This is a genomic window from Streptomyces sp. NPDC093221 (genome assembly GCF_044753885.1).
Lineage (GTDB): Bacteria > Actinomycetota > Actinomycetes > Streptomycetales > Streptomycetaceae > Actinacidiphila.
This window is the reverse complement of the sequence record NZ_JBIVOA010000009.1, coordinates 304009-321697: the sequence shown is the minus strand read 5'-3', so window position 1 is coordinate 321697 and position 17689 is coordinate 304009. Positions and strand designations below refer to the sequence as shown.

Sequence of the window (17689 nt, the reverse complement as noted above, 5' to 3'; positions counted from 1 at the left end):
GTTCTCCTCTTGTTCCCGCTCATGTTCCCTGGGCGCTCGCGGCGTGCTGGTGCAGGTGGCAGGCGACTTGCACGCCGGTCTTCGGAATCAGGTTGAGGCGCGGATCGCGTGGCGGGGCGAACTCCACCACGACCCGGCCGCTTTCGGCACGCATCGTGACCACTCCGCGCCAGAAGGGCTCACGCGGTTCGGCCGCCGATGCTTCCTCGCGCAGACGCCGGAGGTATTCCAGCACATCCTCGGCCGTGTGGCTTCTTCCGGGGGCGATCGATACGTGGCCGAGCCCTGGAGCGGACAGTGAATCGAGGTCCGCGAACAGCGCCTTCTCCGCGGTGCTGTCCTGCGGGGGCAACTCCAGCCAGCGGCGTTCCAGCAGGGCGCGCAGGTCGCGGGCCTCCCAGCCGCACTCGGCGACCGCGACCGGGCAGCGCGGGTGAAAGGCGCAGCCCAGGGGCGGTGCGGCGGCGTCCGGGATCTCGCCGCGCGGCAGTTCGCGCTCCACGGCCAGCCGCGGGTCGGGCTCCGGGATGGCCGCGAGCAGGGCCTTGGTGTAGGGGTGCTGCGGGTCGGCGAAGACCTGTGCGGTCGGGCCGTACTCGACTATCCGGCCGAGATACATGATGGCGATGGTGTCACAGAAGAACTTCGCGCTCGCCAGGTCGTGGGTGACGTAGACGTACGTGAGGTCCAGGTCGCGCTTGAGGTCCAGCATGAGCTGGAGGATCTTGGCGCGGACGCTCATGTCGAGCATCGAGATGGGTTCGTCGGCGACCAGCAGTTCCGGCTCGGCGATGATCGCGCGGGCCAGTACGGCGCGCTGCTTCTGGCCGCCGGACAGGTCGGCGGGGAACTTGGAGAGGTAGCGCTCGGGCGGGGTGAGGCCGACGCGCTCCAGCGCGTCGGTGACCCTGGCGTCGTACTCCTGCTCGCTGTCGACGAGTCGGTGGATGCGCAGCGGGTGGCCGACGGCGGTGCGGATGTCCATCGCCGGGTTGAGGGAGGCGTGCGGGTCCTGGAAGACCATCTGGAGCTTGCGGCGCAGGGGGCGCAGCGCGCGTTCGCCGAGGCCGCCGATCTCCTGGCCGCGGTAGCGGATGGAGCCGCCGGTGGCCTTGTTCAGGCCGATCAGGGTGCGGCCGAGGGTGGTCTTGCCCGAGCCGGACTCGCCGACCAGGCCGAGCACCTCGCCCTTGCGCAGGGTGAGGCTCACGCCGTCGACGGCCTTGACCGCGCCGGCCGCCCGGCCGCCGAAGCGTCCCAGCAGGCTGCCGCGCAGGCCGAAGTGGACTTCGAGGTCGTCGACCTCGACGAGCGCCTCCGCGCCGTCCCCGGCGGCGCCGCCGGAGGGCATCACATCAGGCTTCGTCAGCAACGCTGATCTCCTTCACCGCGGCGAGCGGCTCGCGCCCGCCCGTTCCCAACTCGTCGGCCAGCGAGGGATCGGCCTCGATGGCCTGGTGCCAGCAGGCGCTGCGCACGCCGGAGGGCAGCGTCACCTCGGGCGGCTCCGCCGTCGCGCATCCCGCCATCGCCACCGGGCAGCGCGGATGGAACCGGCAGCCTTCCGGCGGTCGCACCAGATCCGGCGGACTGCCGGGGATGTAGTGCAGTCCCGTGGTGGACAGGGAGATGGTCGAGCGGAGCAGTTCCTTGGTGTACGGGTGCTGCGGGTCGGCGAACACCGCGCGGGCATCGCCCTGTTCGACGATGTGGCCGGCGTACATCACCGCGACCCGGTCGCACGCTTCGGCGACGATACCGAGATTGTGCGTGATCAGCACCAGTGAGGTGTCGAAGTTCTTCCTGAGGTCGGCGAGGATCTTGATGATCTGCGCCTCGACCAGGACGTCGAGGGCCGTGGTGGGCTCGTCGGCGACGATGAACGCGGGCCGCAGCACCAGCGCGAGCGCGATCATGATGCGCTGCCGCATGCCGCCGGAGAACTCGTGCGGGTAGTTCTCGTAGCGGCTCTCGGGGATGCCCATGCCGCGCAGCGCCTCCAGGGCGCGCGCCTTCACCTCGCGCTTGGGGAGGTCCTTGTGGTGGGTGCGCAGGGCCTCCTCGAAGTGCTGGGAGATCCGCATGAGGGGGTTGAGCCGGGTCATCGGCTCCTGGAAGATCAGGCCGAGTTCCGGGCCGCGCAGCTTCTGGATCTCGCGGTCGGACAGTTCGGTGAGGTTGCGGCCCGCGCCGCCCTCGCTGTTCAGCACGACCTCGCCGTCGACCGCGGCGGCGGCCGGGGTGAGGCCGAGGACGCCGCGGCCGAGGGTGGACTTGCCGCAGCCGGACTCGCCGACCAGGCCGAGGGTCTCGCCGGGGCGTACGTCGAAGCTGACGCCGTCCACGGCGCGGACCGGGCCGCGGTCGGTGCCGTACCAGACGCGCAGGTCGCGTACGGACAGGACGGGTCCGGCGGGTGCGGGCCCGGCGGGGACGGGTTCGGTCACGGTGGTCACTTGGCGGCCGTCCCTTCGGGGGTGATGACGGTGCGGCGGCGGGTGTGCGGCGGGAGCAGCACCTTGGAGATCCGGCGGCGGCGCATGGTCGGGTTGAGGACGTCGTTGAGTCCCTCGCCGAGCAGGGTGAAGCCGAGGATCGCGATGACCATGGCCAGGCCCGGGTAGAGGCAGGTCCACCACATGCCCGCGTTGACGTCGTCGATGGCGCGGGAGAGGTCGTAGCCCCACTCGGCGGCGTCGGTGGGCTGGATGCCCAGGCCCAGGAAGCCGAGGCCGGCCAGCGTGGCGATGGCGTCGGCGGCGTTCATCGTGGTGATGACGGGCACCGACTGGATGACGTTGCCGAAGAGGTACTTGCGGATGACGACGGACGGTTTGGCGCCCATCGCGCGGGCGGCCTCGACGAAGGTCGCCTCGCGGGCGGAGAGCGCGGAGGCGCGGACCACCCGGAAGTACTGCGGGATGTAGACCACGGTGATCGACAGGGCGGCGGTGATGATGCTGCCGCCCGCGATCCCGGCGAAGACGAATCCGGCGACGATCGCCAGCAGCAGGTAGGGGAACGCGAAGAGCGCGTCCATCACGAGCACCAGGATGCGGTCGAGCCAGCCGCCGAAGTAGCCGGAGAGCAGGCCCAGCAGGACGCCGATGATCAGCGAGAACACCACGGCGAGCACCATCACCTCCAGCGCGGTGCGGGCGCCGTAGATGGTGCGCGAGAGCACGTCGAGGCTCTGCACGGTGGTGCCGAACCAGTGGTCGCCGTCGGGCGCGCCCTGCTTGGGGAAGCGGGTGCCGCCGGACTGGTACGTGTCGAAGTCGTACGGCGCGATCAGCGGGCCGAAGACGGCCATGATCACGAAGAGCGCGGAGATCAGGGCGCCGGTCCAGAGCATGAACCGCGGTACGCCGCGGGCCTCGCGGATCGCCGCCCAGATCCGCCGCAGGCCGCCGAAGCGGGTCGACCTGGGGGCGGGCAGCTGTGCCTGCGGGGCCTCGGTGGCCGGGCCGGGGGGTATGGGGGTTGTCTGGGCCATCAGTACCGCACCCTCGGGTCGATCAGCGCGTTCACGAAGTCGATCAGCATGCTGATCACGACGACGACCAGGGCGAAGACGGTGACGATGCCCTGGACGGCGACGTAGTCGCGCTGGTTGATGTAGTCGATCAACTGGCGGCCGATGCCGGGCCAGTTGAAGATCTGTTCGGTGAGCACCGCGCCGCCGAGCAGCATGGCGACCTGGAGGCCGAGGACCGTGATCACCGGCACCAGGGCGTTGCGGAAGCCGTGCCGCGCCACGACGTGGCGTTCCTTGACGCCGCGGGCGCGGGCGGCCTCGATGTAGTCGCCCTGGAGCGACTGGATGAGGTTGATCCTGATCATCCGGATGAAGACGCCGACCACGAGCAGGCCGAGGCAGACCGACGGCAGGATCAGGTGCTGGGTGATGTCGCCGACCGCGTCCCAGTCCCCGGCCATCACCGCGTCCACGATGAGGATGTGCGTCTGGGTGGGCACGTTGAGCTGCACCAGCGGGGAGGCCTGGCCGGAGGTGGAGCCGAAGGCGAGCATCAGCAGCGGCGCGGTGACGAAGACGGGCGCGGCGTAGCTGACGGTGCTGAAGAGCCGGCTGGTGACGTCGACCGCGCGGTCCCGGTAGCGGCCGGCGAGCAGGCCGACGGGGATGCCGATGACGGCGGCGAAGACCAGGGCGCCCGCGGTGAGGGTGAGGGTGGCGCCCCCGTTCTCGACGATGATGTCCCGCACGCTGCGGCGGTCGGAGAACGTGGTGCCGAAGTTCAGGGTGCCAACGGACTTCAGATAGTCCCAGAACTGCTGGTAGATGGGGGCGTCGAAGCCCGCCGCGTGGCGTCTGGCGGCGAGCTCGGCCGCGCTCAGCTTGCCGCCCTGCGAGGCCGAGATGGGGTCGCCCGGCGCCACCCGCATCATGACGAAGACCAGGACCAGCAGGATGAGGACCATGGGCACGGCGAGCGCGATCCTGGTGAGGACGTAGCGGCGCAGCGACCCGGACTGCTTGCTCGTGTTGCTCAACTGAGTGTGTCTTTCTTCAGGAACAGAACAGGCTCAGGTACGGCTCAGGTACGGGCTGGGGTGCGGGCTGGGGAACAGCCGCGGCGGCCGGTCCGCGGGGGCGTCACCCCCGCGGACCGGCCGTCCGTCACTTGGAGCCGAGCTCGTAGAACCGGAACATCGTCGGGTCGAGCGCCTTGTCGGCGCCGGTCACGCCGTCACGGATGACCACGGTCTGCTTGCCCTGCCAGAGCGGGATGATCGGGACGTCGTCGGCGACGATCTTCTGGATGTCGGCGAACGCCTGGTCGCGCACCTTGGCGTCGTCCGTGCCCTGCTCCTTGACCAGGAGCTGCTGGATCTCCGGGTTGTCGTAGCCGGTGCCGAGGAAGGGCTGCTTGCCCAGGAACGGCGAGACGTCGTTGTCGGCGTCCGGCAGGTCGGGGAACCAGCCGATCATGTACGAGGCGTACGTGTCGGACTTCTCGTCCTTCTGGTACTGCTGCCACTCGGTGGAGCTGAGCTTCACCTTGAACAGGCCGGTGGCCTCCAGTTGCCGCTTGATCGCGGTGGCCTCGTCGGCCGCCGCGGCGCCGTAGTGGCTGGGGGTCCAGGCGTACGCGATGTCGACGGGGGCGGTGATGCCCGCGTCCTTGAGTATCGCGGCGGCCTTGGCCTTGTCCGGGGCGCCGTACTTGTCCTTGAAGGCCTCGGTGTGGCCCTGGATGCCGTTGCCGACCATGGAGTAGAGCGGGGCCACGGTGCCGTCGTAGGCGTCCTTGGCGATGCCCTCGCGGTCGATGACCTGGGCGACGGCCTGGCGGACCGCCTTCTGGTCGGACGGCTTCACCTTGGCGTCGAAGACCAGGTAGCGCTTCTCGGTGCCGGTGCCGTCGAGCACCTGGATGCCGGAGGTCTTCTTCAGGTCCGCGGTGTCGGTGGGCGACAGGGTGCGGAAGGCCGCGTTGACCGTGCCGTCCTTGACGGCCTGCTTGAGCGCGGACGCCTCGGAGAAGTACTGGAGCACGAACTGGCCGTTGTTGAGCTTGGCCGGGCCCTTGTAGGTCTTGCTGGCCAGGAACGACGCCTGCTGCTTGGGCGTGTACTTGTCCAGCGTGTACGGACCCGAGCCGATGATCTTCGAGCCGTCGAGAAGCTTGTCCTTCGGGAAGGTCTTCTCGTCGACGATCGCGCCCGCGTCGGTGGCGAGCACCGAGGGGAAGGTCGAGTCGGCGTTCTTCAGGTGGAAGACCACCTGGTCGTCGCCCTTGGCCTCGGTGCTGTCCAGGCTGGCGAGCAGGCTGGACGGGCCGTTGGGCGCCGCGATGCCGACCATGCGGTCGAACGAGAACTTCACCGACGCGGCGGTGAGCTTGTCGCCGTTGGAGAACACCAGCCCCGGCTGGAGCGTGCAGGCGTACGTCTTCGGGTCGGTGAAGGCGCACGACTTGGCCGCGTCCGGTTCCGGCGTGGTGCCGCCGGTCGGGAAGTGCATGACCTTCTGGTAGACGCTGTCGATGACCTCCCAGGAGCCGTAGTCGTACGCTCCCGCGGGGTCGAGTGACGACACCGAGTCGATGGTTCCGACGATCACGGCGCCTTTTCCGCCACCGGCCGACGAGTTGTCCTTCTTGCCACCACACGCGGACGCACCGACGGCCAGGAAGGCCACGGCGGCTGCGGCGACGACACGCTTGTTACGTGACATCCAGTGAATCCCCTTGCTCAAATGCCGGTCGTTCGATTCGGCATTGACCAGCAGGGACACTAGCCGGAGGGACCTACTCCGCTAGAGCACGGCGAAGTTGAGGCGGAATTACATACCGATAACGGGGCTCGGAGCACCGATAAACGGACGGCGGTACGATCCCTCCCCGGTCGGAACATTGCGGACATTCGGCCGCGCCGCACGTCCCGATCTGCGGATCTCATCCAGGCAGGACAGCGCGGTGTCGACCTCCCCGCGCGTGACATAGATCACCAGGGGCCGGATTCCGACCTGTGAGACGCCTCTGGACGGTTCCTATTCAGCAAATACGCTCAGTGAACGCGCGCATTCAAAGCGCGCAGGAAAGGCACGCTCAGCTCTTCGAGCGAGCCGACGACCGTACGCCCTGGAGCGGCCTCGACGGGCACCAGCGAGGGCACCGCGACCACCCGGCAGCCCGCCGCCTCGGCGGACGCCACACCGGTCAGGGTGTCCTCGACGACCACACAGGCGGCCGGGTCCGCGCCCAGCCGGGCGGCGGCGGTCAGATACGGCTCGGGGTGCGGCTTGGTGCGGCTCACCTCGTCCCCCGCGACGGTGAAGGCGAAGTTCTCCGCGCCCAGCGTGCGCAGCATCACATCGATGGTCCGCCGGTGCGAGGCGGACACCAGGGCGGTCGGGACGCCGTACGCGGCCAGCTCGGTGAGCAGCCTGCGGGCGCCGGGCATCAGCGGCGCGCCCCGGGCGATCAGCTTCTCGAAGCGGATGTTGACCGCCAGCATCAGCTCGGCCAGCGTCGCGTCCGCGCCGGTGGCGGCGATCAGGTGCCCCACGCTGCGGGCCATCGGGCCGCCGATCACCACCTCGCGGTGCGCCTCGTCCAGCACGTGCCCGAGGTCCGCGAAGACCTCACTCTCCGCCGCCCACCAGATGCCCTCGGTGTCCACCAAGGTGCCGTCCATGTCGAGGAGCACCGCCTGGAGGGCGGGGCCTTGCGCCATACGGGTGTCGGCGACAGGGATGCTGCTGGTCATACGCCCCACTCCTCGGCTCGCGCGGTTCCCGGTGCCGGTCGCGCCGGCCCGTCCCGTTTCCGGGGGACACAAAGGCCGGTCGCCGCATCCCGCGGACGGGAAGGCGACCGGCCTGCGCCGGACCGTCAAGTGTACGACTCGCTGGTGAGCCGCGCTCAACGCGCGTTGAAGTACTTGGCCTCCGGGTGGTGAATGATGATCGCGTCGGTGGACTGCTCGGGGTGCAGCTGGAACTCCTCCGACAGCTCCACGCCGATCCTGCCCGGCTCCAGCAGGTCCGCGATCTTCGCCCGGTCCTCCAGGTCGGGGCAGGCCCCGTAGCCCAGCGAGAAGCGCGCCCCGCGGTACTTCAGCGCGAACATGTCCTCGACCTCGTCCGGGTCCTCACCGGCGAAGCCCAGCTCCGAGCGGACCCGCGCGTGCCAGTACTCCGCGAGTGCCTCCGCGAGCTGCACGGACAGGCCGTGCAGCTCCAGGTAGTCCCGGTAGGAGTCGGTCGCGAACAGCTCGTTGGCCGCCTCGGAGACTCGGTTGCCCACGGTGACGACCTGGAAGCCCACCACGTCGGTCTCACCGGACTCCTCGGGCCGGAAGAAGTCCGCGAGGCAGAGCTGCCGCCCCCTGCGCTGGCGGGGGAAGGTGAAGCGGGTGCGCTCGGTGCCGTCCTCGCGCAGCACGATCAGGTCGTCGCCCTTGGACACGCACGGGAAGTAGCCGTAGGTCACGGCGGCCTCCAGCAGGCCCTCCGACTGCATCCTGGTCAGCAGCCCGCGCAGCCGGGGCCGGCCCTCGGACTCCACCAGCTCCTCGTACGTCGGACCGGTCGAGCGGGCCTGCTTCAGGCCCCACTGGCCCTTGAACAGGGCGCCCTCGTCCAGCCAGGACGCGTAGTCGGCGAGCTGGATGCCCTTGACGACCCGGCTGCCCCAGAACGGCGGGGTGGGGACGGGGTTGTCGACCGCGACGTCGGAGCGGATCTGGCCGAGGTTGACCGCCTTGTCCGGTCCGTCCGGCTCCGGCTGCTCGCGCTTGGGCACCCGGCGCTGCTTCAGCTCCGGCAGCGCCGCGCCCGGCACGCCGCGCTTGACGCCGATCAGCGCGTCCATCAGCCGCAGGCCCTCGAACGCGTCGCGGGCGTAGCGGACCTCGCCCTCGTAGATCTCGTGCAGGTCCTGCTCCACATAGGCGCGGGTCAGGGCGGCGCCGCCGAGGATCACCGGGAAGTCGGCGGACAGGCCGCGCTGGTTCAGCTCCTCCAGGTTCTCCTTCATGATCACCGTGGACTTCACCAGCAGGCCCGACATGCCGATCACATCGGCGCGGTGCTCCTGCGCGGCGTCCAGGATCGCCGAGACCGGCTGCTTGATGCCGAGGTTGACGACGTTGTAGCCGTTGTTGGACAAGATGATGTCGACCAGGTTCTTGCCGATGTCGTGGACGTCGCCGCGCACGGTGGCCAGCACGATGGTGCCCTTGCCCTCGTCGTCCGACTTCTCCATGTGCGGCTCCAGATACGCCACCGCGGTCTTCATCACCTCGGCGGACTGGAGCACGAACGGAAGCTGCATCTGGCCCGAGCCGAACAGCTCGCCGACCACCTTCATGCCCGCGAGCAGCGTCTCGTTGACGATGTCCAGGGCGGGCCGCTCGGCCAGCGCCTCGTCCAGGTCGGCGGACAGGCCGTTCTTCTCGCCGTCGATGATCCGGCGCTGGAGCCGCTCGTCCAGCGGCAGCGCCAGCAGTTCCTCGGCGCGGCTGGCCTTCAGCGACTTGTTGTCGACGCCGTCGAACAGCTCCATCAGGCGTTGCAGCGGGTCGTAGCCCTCGCGCCGCCGGTCGTGGATCAGGTCGAGCGCGACCTCGCGCTGCTCCTCGGGGATGCGGGCGATCGGCAGGATCTTGGAGGCGTGCACGATCGCCGAGTCCAGGCCCGCCTTGACACACTCGTCGAGGAAGACCGAGTTGAGCACCACGCGCGCGGCCGGGTTGAGGCCGAAGGAGATGTTCGACAGGCCGAGGGTGGTCTGCACGTCGGGGTGGCGGCGCTTCAGCTCGCGGATCGCCTCGACGGTGGCGACGCCGTCCTTGCGGGACTCCTCCTGGCCGGTACAGATGGTGAAGGTCAGGCAGTCGATCAGGATGTCCGACTCGTTGATGCCGTAGTTGCCGGTCAGGTCGTCGATCAGCCGCTCGGCGATCCCGACCTTCTTCTCGACCGTACGGGCCTGGCCCTCCTCGTCGATGGTGAGCGCGATCAGCGCGGCGCCGTGCTCCTGGGCGAGCGCGGTCACCTTGGCGAACCGGGACTCGGGGCCGTCGCCGTCCTCGTAGTTGACGGAGTTGAGCACCGCCCGGCCGCCCAGCTTCTCCAGTCCCGCCCGCAGGACGTCCACCTCGGTGGAGTCGAGCACGATCGGCAGGGTGGAGGCGGTGGCGAAGCGCCCGGCGACCTCGGCCATGTCGGCGACGCCGTCCCGGCCCACGTAGTCCACGCACAGGTCGAGCAGGTGGGCGCCCTCGCGGATCTGGTCGCGGGCCATCTCCACGCAGTCCTCCCAGCGGCCCTCCAGCATCGCGTCGCGGAACTTGCGGGAGCCGTTGGCGTTGGTGCGCTCGCCGATCGCCAGGTACGAGCTGTCCTGGCGGAAGGGGACCGTCTGGTAGAGGGAGGCGGCGCCCGCCTCGGGGCGCGGCCTGCGCGGGTGCAGGTCCTGGCCGCCGACCCGCTCCACGAGCTGCCGCAGGTGCTCGGGCGTGGTGCCGCAGCAGCCGCCGACCAGGGACAGGCCGTACTCGCGGGCGAACGTCTCGTGCGCGTCGGCCAGTTCTGAGGCCGTGAGCGGGTAGTGCGCGCCGTCCTTGGTGAGCACCGGCAGGCCCGCGTTGGGCATGGCGGACAGCGGGATACGCGAGTGCCGGGCGAGATAGCGCAGGTGCTCGCTCATCTCGGCCGGTCCGGTCGCGCAGTTGAGGCCGATCATGTCGATGCCGAGGGGTTCGAGCGCGGTGAGCGCCGCGCCGATCTCCGAGCCGAGCAGCATGGTGCCGGTGGTTTCCACGGTCACCGAACAGATCAGCGGCAGGCTCACCCCGGCCGACGCCATCGCGCGGTGGGCCGCGATCACGGCCGCCTTGGTCTGGAGCAGGTCCTGGGTGGTCTCGATGATCAGCGCGTCGGCGCCGCCCGCGATCAGCCCCGCCGCGTTGGCCTCGTAGCCGTCGCGCAGTACGCCGTACGGGGCGTGGCCGAGCGTCGGCAGCTTGGTGCCGGGGCCCATCGAGCCGAGCACCCAGCGCGGGCGGCCGTCGGCGGCGAAGCCGTCGGCGACCTCGCGGGCCAGGCGGGCGCCGGCCTGCGACAGTTCGTGGATCCGCTCGGGGATGTCGTACTCGCCGAGCGCGGAGTGGTTGGCGCCGAAGGTGTTGGTCTCGACGCAGTCCACGCCGACCGAGAAGTACGCCTCGTGGACCGAGCGCACGATGTCGGGGCGGGTGATGTTCAGGATCTCGTTGCAGCCTTCGAGCTGCTGGAAGTCGTCGAGCGTCGGCTCCTGCGCCTGGAGCATGGTGCCCATGGCGCCGTCGGCGACGACCACGCGGGAGGCGAGCGCCTCGCGGAGGGCGGCGGCGCGGGGTGCGTCCATCGGCGACGCGGTCGGGGAGGTACGCGTCGGCGCCGTGTTCGTCCCCGATGGGGAGGAACCGGACGTACCAGACGTAGGGGACGACGGAGAAAGCGAGGCCATGGAACGTGCTCCCTGGGATGCGACGGCTGTCGGCTATGCGTTCCCCGTCGGGGCCGACGGATCGGAGGGCGGCGGGACGCGCACCCGGCCAGCCTAGCGGGCCGCACCGTCCGGGCTCGAAGGCATTCCGATGGGCGGACCGTGGTGCCAGAATCATCTCTGAGATGATGGCGGTCGACATTGTCGACCGCCGATCATGACACCCCCCTCTGCTTGGAGTGCCGCCGATGCCAGGTCCCATCCAGTCGCTGGAACGCGCGGCGGCGATTTTGCGGCTGCTGGCCGGCGGTGAGCGCCGGCTGGGGCTCACCGACGTGGCCTCGTCGCTCGGCCTGGCCAAGGGCACCGCGCACGGCATCCTGCGCACCCTCCAGCAGGAGGGCTTCGTCGAACAGGAGCCGGTCTCCGGCAAGTACCAGCTCGGCGCGGAGCTGCTGCGGCTGGGCAACAGCTATCTGGACGTGCACGAATTGCGGGCCCGCGCGCTGGTGTGGACCGACGACCTGGCCAGGTCCAGCGGCGAGGCGGCGTATCTCGGGGTGCTGCACCAGGACGGCGTGCTGATCGTGCACCACGTCTTCCGGCCGGACGACAGCCGCCAGGCGCTGGAGGTGGGCGCGATGCACCCGCTGCACAGCACCGCGCTCGGCAAGGTGCTGTCCGCCTTCGACCCGGTGGCGCACAACGAGGTGACCGAGCGCGAGAGGGCCTCACTCACCGCGCGCACCGTCACCGACATCACCGACTTCGAGGCGCTGCTGGACCTCACCAGGGCGCGCGGCTGGGCCGCCGACCTGGAGGAGACGTGGGAGGGCGTGGCCTCGGTCGCGGCGCCCGTCTACGACCGGCGGCGGATGCCGGTGGGCGCGGTGGGCATCACCGGCGCCGTGGAACGGGTCTGCGACGAGGGCGGCATCCAGGCCCGGCTGGTGGCGGCGGTACGGGACTGCGCCCGCGCCGTCTCCCGCGATCTGGGCGCCGCCCGCTTCTGATCCGCCCCGCCCGTATCCGGCCCCCGACGCCGCGCCCGCGCGGCCCTCTTCCGCGTTTCACCGTCCACTCCTCTTGACCTGCCGCTCCCGGAGAGAAAATATTCGCTGTACGGTCGGCATTGTCGAACGCCGGACGCGATTCGGGTCGCCCGTGCCCTGACGTAAAGACACTTGGACAAAGGAGTCGCTGTGTCCAACGGCCATATCTTCATCGGCGAGACCTTCGGCACCGCCGTGCTCATCCTGCTCGGTGGCGGCGTCTGCGCCGCCGTCACGCTCAAGAAGTCGAAGGCCCGGGGAGCGGGCTGGGTCGCCATCTCCTTCGGCTGGGGATTCGCGGTGCTCGGCGGCGCCTACATCGCCAACGGCTACTCGGGCGGCCAGCTCAACCCGGCGGTCACCCTCGGCGTGGCGATCAAGACCGGTGTGTGGCACACCGTGCCCTTCTACCTGATGGGGCAGTTGCTCGGCGCGATGATCGGCGCCTTCCTGGTGTGGGTGGCCTACCTGGGCCAGTTCCAGGCGCACTTGACCGACCCCGAGATCGTCGGCGCGGGCACGACCTCCCCCGAGGGCCCGGAGACCGACCGCAAGGGGCAGCCCGCGGGACCCGTGCTCGGCATCTTCTCCACCGGACCCGAGATACGGAACCCGGTGCAGAACCTCCTCACCGAGGTCATCGGCACCGCCGTCCTGGTGCTCTTCATCCTCACCCAGGGCATGACGACCGGACTCGCGCTCAACGGCACCGGCATCCTGCTCACCGCGCTCCTCGTCGTCGGTATCGGCCTGTCGCTCGGCGGCCCCACCGGGTACGCGATCAACCCGTTCCGCGACCTCGGCCCGCGTATCGTGCACAGCCTTCTGCCGCTGCCCAACAAGGGCGGCTCGGACTGGAGCTACGCGTGGATCCCGGTGCTGGGCCCGCTGGCCGGCGCCGCGATAGCCGGCGGCCTGTACAAGCTCGCCTTCACGTAGGGCCGCCGCGAGACCGCCACGCCCACTCCCCCGCAGCCACTTCCCCCGCGCAGATCCCGAGGAGCACCACGTGACCGACACCACCGCCGCCGCCGGCACCCACTCGCACGGCACCGGCCCGTTCATCGCCGCGATCGACCAGGGCACCACGTCGAGCCGCTGCATCGTCTTCGACCGGGACGGCCGGATCGTCGCCGTCGACCAGAAGGAACACGAGCAGATCTTCCCCAAGCCGGGCTGGGTGGAGCACGACGCCGCCGAGATCTGGACCAATGTCCAGGAGGTGGTCGAGGGCGCCATCGCCAAGGCCGCCCAGGACAACGAGGGCTTCAGCGCCGCCGACGTCAAGGCGATCGGCATCACCAACCAGCGCGAGACCACCCTGCTGTGGGACAAGAACACCGGTGAGCCGGTGCACAACGCGCTGGTCTGGCAGGACACCCGCACCGACGTGCTCTGCCGCGAACTGGGCCGCAACGTCGGCCAGGACCGCTTCCGCCGCGAGACCGGCCTGCCGCTCGCCTCGTACTTCGCCGGACCCAAGATCCGCTGGCTGCTGGACAACGTCGAGGGCCTGCGCGAGCGCGCCGAGCGCGGCGAGATCCTCTTCGGCACCATGGACTCCTGGGTGATCTGGAACCTCACCGGCGGTGTCGACGGCGGCCGGCACGTCACCGACGTCACCAACGCCTCCCGCACCCTGCTGATGAACCTGCGCACCCTGGACTGGGACCACAAGATCCTGGAGTCGATCGGCGTACCCGCCGCCGTACTGCCGGAGATCCGTTCCTCCGCCGAGGTGTACGGCAGCACGGTCGGCGGCGTGCTGGACGGCGTGCCGGTGGCCTCCGCGCTCGGCGACCAGCAGGCGGCGCTGTTCGGGCAGACCTGCTTCGCCGAGGGCGAGGCCAAGTCCACCTACGGCACCGGCACCTTCATGCTGATGAACACCGGTGAGACCCCGGTCAACTCCTACAACGGCCTGATCACCACCGTCGGCTACCGGATCGGCGACGAAGCGCCGGTCTACGCGCTGGAGGGCTCGATCGCCGTCACCGGCGCGCTGGTGCAGTGGATGCGCGACCAGATGGGGCTGATCAGCACCGCCGCCGAGATCGAGACGCTGGCCTCGTCCGTCGAGGACAACGGCGGCGCCTACTTCGTACCGGCCTTCTCCGGCCTGTTCGCCCCCTACTGGCGCGACGACGCACGCGGGGTGATCGCCGGGCTGACCCGTTACGTCACCAAGGCGCACATCGCGCGCGCCGTGCTGGAGGCGACGGCCTGGCAGACGCGGGAGATCGCCGACGCCATGACCAAGGACTCCGGCGTCGAACTGGCCGCCCTCAAGGTCGACGGCGGCATGACCTCCAACAACCTGCTCATGCAGACCCTGGCCGACTTCCTGGACGCGCCCGTGGTGCGCCCGATGGTCGCCGAGACCACCTGCCTGGGCGCGGCCTACGCGGCCGGTCTCGCGGTCGGCTTCTGGCCCGACACCGAGGCACTGCGGGCCAACTGGCGGCGCGCCGCCGAGTGGACCCCGCGCATGGACGCGGCCCAACGGGACCGCGAGTACAAGAGCTGGCTCAAGGCCGTGCAGGCCACGATGGGCTGGCTCGAAGAGAGCACCGCAGAGGAGCACTGATTCACCCCATGACCACCTCGCAGCGCGTTCCCGCCCTGGGTTCGCATCCGACCGCAGGCGCCAACCCCGGCAGGGCCGAGACCCGGGATCTGCTCGGCCGTGCCACGTACGACCTGCTGGTGATCGGCGGTGGCATCCTCGGCATCACCACCGCCTGGCACGCCGCGCAGTCGGGGCTGCGGGTGGCCATGGTGGACGCCGGTGACTTCGCCGGGGCCACCTCCTCCGCCTCCTCCAAGCTGCTCCACGGCGGCCTGCGCTACCTCCAGACCGGCGCGGTGAAGCTGGTGGCGGAGAACCACCTGGAGCGGCGCGCGGTCTCCCGTGACATCGCGCCGCACCTGGCCAACCCCCTCACCTTCTATCTGCCGGTCTACAAGGGCGGCCCGCACGGCGCGGCCAAGCTCGGCGCGGGCGTCTTCGCGTACTCGGCGCTGTCCGCCTTCCGCGACGGCGTCGGCCATGTGATCAGCCCGGCCAAGGCCGCGCGGGACGTGCCCGAGCTGCGGACCGACAATCTGCGCGCGGTCGCCGTCTACGAGGACGGGCAGATGAACGACGCCCGGATGGCGCTGATGACGGTACGGGCCGCGGTCGACGCGGGCGCGACCGTGCTCAACCACGCCGAGGTCACCGGGCTGCGCTTCACGCGGGGCCGGGTCACGGGCGCCGATCTGCGCGACCGCGTGGACGGCACCGAATTCGGGGTCGACGCGCGGCTGGTGCTCAACGCCACCGGGCCGTGGGTGGACCACCTGCGGCGGATGGAGGACCCGGCCGCGGCGCCGTCGATCCGGCTGTCCAAGGGCGCGCACCTGGTGCTCAAGCGGCACTCGCCGTGGCGGGCGGCGCTGGCCACCCCGATCGACAAGTACCGCATCACCTTCGCGCTGCCCTGGGAGGACATGCTGCTGCTCGGCACCACGGACGAGGTGTACGAGGGCGATCCTGCCGATGTGCGGGTCACCGAGGCCGACATCGCGCAGATCCTGGACGAGGCGGCCTTCTCCGTCCGCGACCAGCAGCTCTCCCGCGACCTGATCACGTACTCCTTCGCGGGTCTGCGGGTGCTGCCCGGCGGTCCCGGCGACACCTCGAAGGCCAAGCGGGAGACGGTCGTCACCGAGGGGACCGGCGGGATGCTGTCGGTGGCGGGCGGCAAGTGGACCACCTTCCGGCACATCGGCCGCACGGTGATGACCAAGCTGGCCGAGCTGCCCGGGCATCCGCTGTCCGACGACATGGAGCCGATGTCGTCGCTGCCGCGCCGGGCCCCGCTGCCCGGTTTCGCCAGCCCCGACGCGGTCGCCCACCGGCTGCTGATCGACGGCGACGCGCCGGGACCGCGCATGGCGGCCGACACCGCCAGGCACCTGGCCACCCACTACGGCTCGCTGGCCTTCGACATCGCGCGGCTGGCCAACGAGGACCCGGAGCTGGCCCGGCGCGTGCACCCGGACGCCCCGGAGATCTGGGCCCAGGTCGTCTACGCCCGCGACCACGAGTGGGCGCAGGACGCGGACGACGTGCTGCGGCGGCGGACGACGCTGACCATCCGCGGTCTCGACACGCCGGAGGTGCGGGAAGGGGTCGAGCGGGTGCTTCGCCGGGACTAGGAAGTGGGGGCCGCCGTCCCTGCGGGCGGTTCCGTCGCGGCGGCCTCGGCCGTCCCGGCGGGCTGGGTTGTCTCGGCGGGCTGGGCCGTCTCGGCGGTCAGGCGGTCGAGTTCGGCGAACAGGGCGGTCGGGGCGGGGCGGCCGGTCCTGGGCAGCAGGGTCAGCCAGCGGTCGCGGCCCTCGTGCCAGAGGCTCACGGGGTTGGCCTCTGCCACGGCCACGATCGTACGGGCGGGCAGCTCGGCCTCCGCGGCGCGCGACGGCGTCAGCCAGTGCGCGGTGCTGTCCTCGGCGAGCCGGGCCATCCACAGCACATGGCGGGCCGCGTGCCAGAGCGCGTCCCGCGCGCGCAAGTGCTCGCCGCGCGCGGTGACGTGCAGCGCGAGCACCAGCCAGTTGGCGAACCGGCCGCAAAGGTCGGCGATCTCGTCGGGCGCCGCGGGGAGCACGGGGTGCTCGGGCACCGCTTCGAGCACGGGCGTCAGCAGCCCTTCGCGGTCGACGACCACCATCCGCTCGACGGCGGCGCCGCGCGCGGGCCAGGTGGCGACCGTCGGGATGTCGTCGGTGGTCGCGAAGTGGAATTCGCCGCGCACCGGGCCCGGGAAGAGCACGACATGGCTGCCGAATTCGTTGAGCAGCACCAGATTGGCCGGGGCGATCTCCCGGCACCACTGCTCGGGGTCCACTTCCGCGCGCCGCTCCGGGTCGAAGAAGAGCCAGAATTCGACGTCGCTGTGGGCGTCGCCCTCCCCCGCGGCGAAGGAGCCGTACATCAGTGCCGCGCCGAGGCGTTCGTCGGCGCGGCACATGTCCCGTACCCGGGCGATGAGGTCGTGCTGGATCATGCCGCCCAGTATGGGTCGCGGCCGGACAGGGCGACAGCGGTTTCGAAGTCGGTGGCCCCGGCGGGCGGTGCGACCGGTTCCGTGAAGCCCTTGTACTGCCGGAACATCTCGGCCTGCTCGCGCACGACGGCCAGCAGCAGGGCGCCGGACTTCTCGTCGGCCCTGAACTCCTGCCCGGTGGCCTTGGCGACGTCCCAGCCGTGCAGCAGCAGCTCCATGAAGAGCATTCCGGCGATGTCCTTCGCGGGCATCGCCATGCCGCCCATGTCCAGCTCGCCCTCCCAGGCGGCCGGGTCGGCCCAGGCGTCCGCGGCCCGGTCGAGCTGCCGCGCGTAGGCGGCGGCCCAGCCGGGCTCCGCGGTGAAGTCGCGCTCGCCGAGGTCGGCGGGGTGCGGCTCCTTGCGGGCGCGCAGCTCCATGCCGAGGCCGGTGTACGCGACCCAGTGGTTGATCAGGGTGCGGGTGTCGTAGTCGGGACAGGGCGTGGGGCCGGTGAGCTGGTCGTCGGTGATCCCGGCGGCGACCCGGGCGGCCTCCGCGGCACTGTCGGCGATCTGTGCGTGGAAGTTCATGCCCTCGACGCTAGGCGCGACCGGGGACGGCGGTCTTGAAGAAACGCGACACC

13 protein-coding genes are annotated in these 17689 nt (G+C 70.6%); 4 read left to right on the top strand and 9 right to left on the bottom strand.

Annotated features, from left to right (window positions below):
• Nucleotides 1-19: 19 nt before the first annotated feature.
• The 7 genes from ACIQCJ_RS29595 to metH all read right to left on the bottom strand — a co-directional run bounded on the left by ACIQCJ_RS29595 (nt 20) and on the right by metH (nt 10880).
• A complete protein-coding gene (locus ACIQCJ_RS29595; RefSeq protein ID WP_401721140.1) occupies nt 20-1372 on the bottom strand; it encodes an oligopeptide/dipeptide ABC transporter ATP-binding protein in 1353 nt (450 codons plus the stop codon).
• The gene (locus tag ACIQCJ_RS29590; RefSeq protein WP_355333017.1) at nt 1356-2456 is read right to left on the bottom strand and encodes an ABC transporter ATP-binding protein; all 1101 of its coding nucleotides are present in this window, start codon (nt 2454-2456) and stop codon (nt 1356-1358) included. Before ACIQCJ_RS29590 ends, ACIQCJ_RS29595 begins: the two co-directional genes overlap by 17 nt.
• Entirely contained in the window at nt 2453-3496 is a 1044-nt protein-coding gene (locus tag ACIQCJ_RS29585) for an ABC transporter permease (RefSeq protein ID WP_355333020.1), read from the bottom strand. Before ACIQCJ_RS29585 ends, ACIQCJ_RS29590 begins: the two co-directional genes overlap by 4 nt.
• Nucleotides 3496-4515 carry an ABC transporter permease gene (locus ACIQCJ_RS29580; protein ID WP_402713060.1) on the bottom strand — a complete coding sequence of 340 codons (1020 nt, stop codon included), beginning with the start codon at nt 4513-4515 and terminating at the stop codon, nt 3496-3498. Before ACIQCJ_RS29580 ends, ACIQCJ_RS29585 begins: the two co-directional genes overlap by 1 nt.
• 127 nt (nt 4516-4642) lie before the next feature.
• Nucleotides 4643-6202 (bottom strand): ABC transporter substrate-binding protein, encoded by a 1560-nt coding sequence (locus ACIQCJ_RS29575; protein ID WP_355333024.1) that lies wholly within the window; start codon nt 6200-6202, stop codon nt 4643-4645.
• A 332-nt stretch (nt 6203-6534) separates the two neighbouring features.
• Nucleotides 6535-7236 (bottom strand): HAD-IA family hydrolase, encoded by a 702-nt coding sequence (locus ACIQCJ_RS29570; protein WP_391129323.1) that lies wholly within the window; start codon nt 7234-7236, stop codon nt 6535-6537.
• Between the two features lie 155 nt (nt 7237-7391).
• Complete coding sequence (gene metH, locus ACIQCJ_RS29565; RefSeq protein WP_355333029.1) at nt 7392-10880, bottom strand: methionine synthase; 3489 nt, start codon at nt 10878-10880, stop codon at nt 7392-7394.
• Nucleotides 10881-11209: 329 nt separating this feature from the next.
• Between metH and ACIQCJ_RS29560 the strand changes: the two genes are divergently transcribed.
• The 4 genes from ACIQCJ_RS29560 to ACIQCJ_RS29545 all read left to right on the top strand — a co-directional run bounded on the left by ACIQCJ_RS29560 (nt 11210) and on the right by ACIQCJ_RS29545 (nt 16216).
• The gene (locus ACIQCJ_RS29560) at nt 11210-11974 is read left to right on the top strand and encodes an IclR family transcriptional regulator (RefSeq protein WP_402713059.1); all 765 of its coding nucleotides are present in this window, start codon (nt 11210-11212) and stop codon (nt 11972-11974) included.
• A 189-nt stretch (nt 11975-12163) separates the two neighbouring features.
• Nucleotides 12164-12952, top strand: a complete 789-nt coding sequence (locus ACIQCJ_RS29555; RefSeq protein WP_391048249.1) for an aquaporin — start codon at nt 12164-12166, stop codon at nt 12950-12952.
• Nucleotides 12953-13022: 70 nt separating this feature from the next.
• Nucleotides 13023-14600, top strand: a complete 1578-nt coding sequence (glpK, locus tag ACIQCJ_RS29550) for a glycerol kinase GlpK (RefSeq protein ID WP_402713058.1) — start codon at nt 13023-13025, stop codon at nt 14598-14600.
• An 8-nt stretch (nt 14601-14608) separates the two neighbouring features.
• A complete protein-coding gene (locus ACIQCJ_RS29545; protein ID WP_355333038.1) occupies nt 14609-16216 on the top strand; it encodes a glycerol-3-phosphate dehydrogenase/oxidase in 1608 nt (535 codons plus the stop codon).
• Here ACIQCJ_RS29545 and ACIQCJ_RS29540 read toward each other — a convergent pair.
• Both ACIQCJ_RS29540 and ACIQCJ_RS29535 read right to left on the bottom strand, forming a co-directional pair.
• Nucleotides 16213-17064 (bottom strand): hypothetical protein, encoded by an 852-nt coding sequence (locus tag ACIQCJ_RS29540; protein ID WP_402713057.1) that lies wholly within the window; start codon nt 17062-17064, stop codon nt 16213-16215. The genes ACIQCJ_RS29545 and ACIQCJ_RS29540 overlap by 4 nt on opposite strands.
• Nucleotides 17061-17636 carry a TIGR03086 family metal-binding protein gene (locus tag ACIQCJ_RS29535; RefSeq protein ID WP_402713056.1) on the bottom strand — a complete coding sequence of 192 codons (576 nt, stop codon included), beginning with the start codon at nt 17634-17636 and terminating at the stop codon, nt 17061-17063. The genes ACIQCJ_RS29540 and ACIQCJ_RS29535 overlap by 4 nt, the downstream gene beginning before the upstream one ends.
• Nucleotides 17637-17689 lie beyond the last annotated feature (53 nt).

Excerpts from the sequence above, each read along its gene's own strand:
- ACIQCJ_RS29575 (WP_355333024.1), bottom strand. The coding sequence starts at position 6,202 with ATGTCACGTAACAAGCGTGTCGTCGCCGCAGCCGCCGTGGCCTTCCTG.
- ACIQCJ_RS29560 (WP_402713059.1), top strand. The coding sequence starts at position 11,210 with ATGCCAGGTCCCATCCAGTCGCTGGAACGCGCGGCGGCGATTTTGCGG.
- ACIQCJ_RS29545 (WP_355333038.1), top strand. The coding sequence starts at position 14,609 with ATGACCACCTCGCAGCGCGTTCCCGCCCTGGGTTCGCATCCGACCGCA.
- metH (WP_355333029.1), bottom strand. The coding sequence starts at position 10,880 with ATGGACGCACCCCGCGCCGCCGCCCTCCGCGAGGCGCTCGCCTCCCGC.
- ACIQCJ_RS29585 (WP_355333020.1), bottom strand. The coding sequence starts at position 3,496 with ATGGCCCAGACAACCCCCATACCCCCCGGCCCGGCCACCGAGGCCCCG.
- ACIQCJ_RS29535 (WP_402713056.1), bottom strand. The coding sequence starts at position 17,636 with ATGAACTTCCACGCACAGATCGCCGACAGTGCCGCGGAGGCCGCCCGG.
- ACIQCJ_RS29540 (WP_402713057.1), bottom strand. The coding sequence starts at position 17,064 with ATGATCCAGCACGACCTCATCGCCCGGGTACGGGACATGTGCCGCGCC.
- ACIQCJ_RS29570 (WP_391129323.1), bottom strand. The coding sequence starts at position 7,236 with ATGACCAGCAGCATCCCTGTCGCCGACACCCGTATGGCGCAAGGCCCC.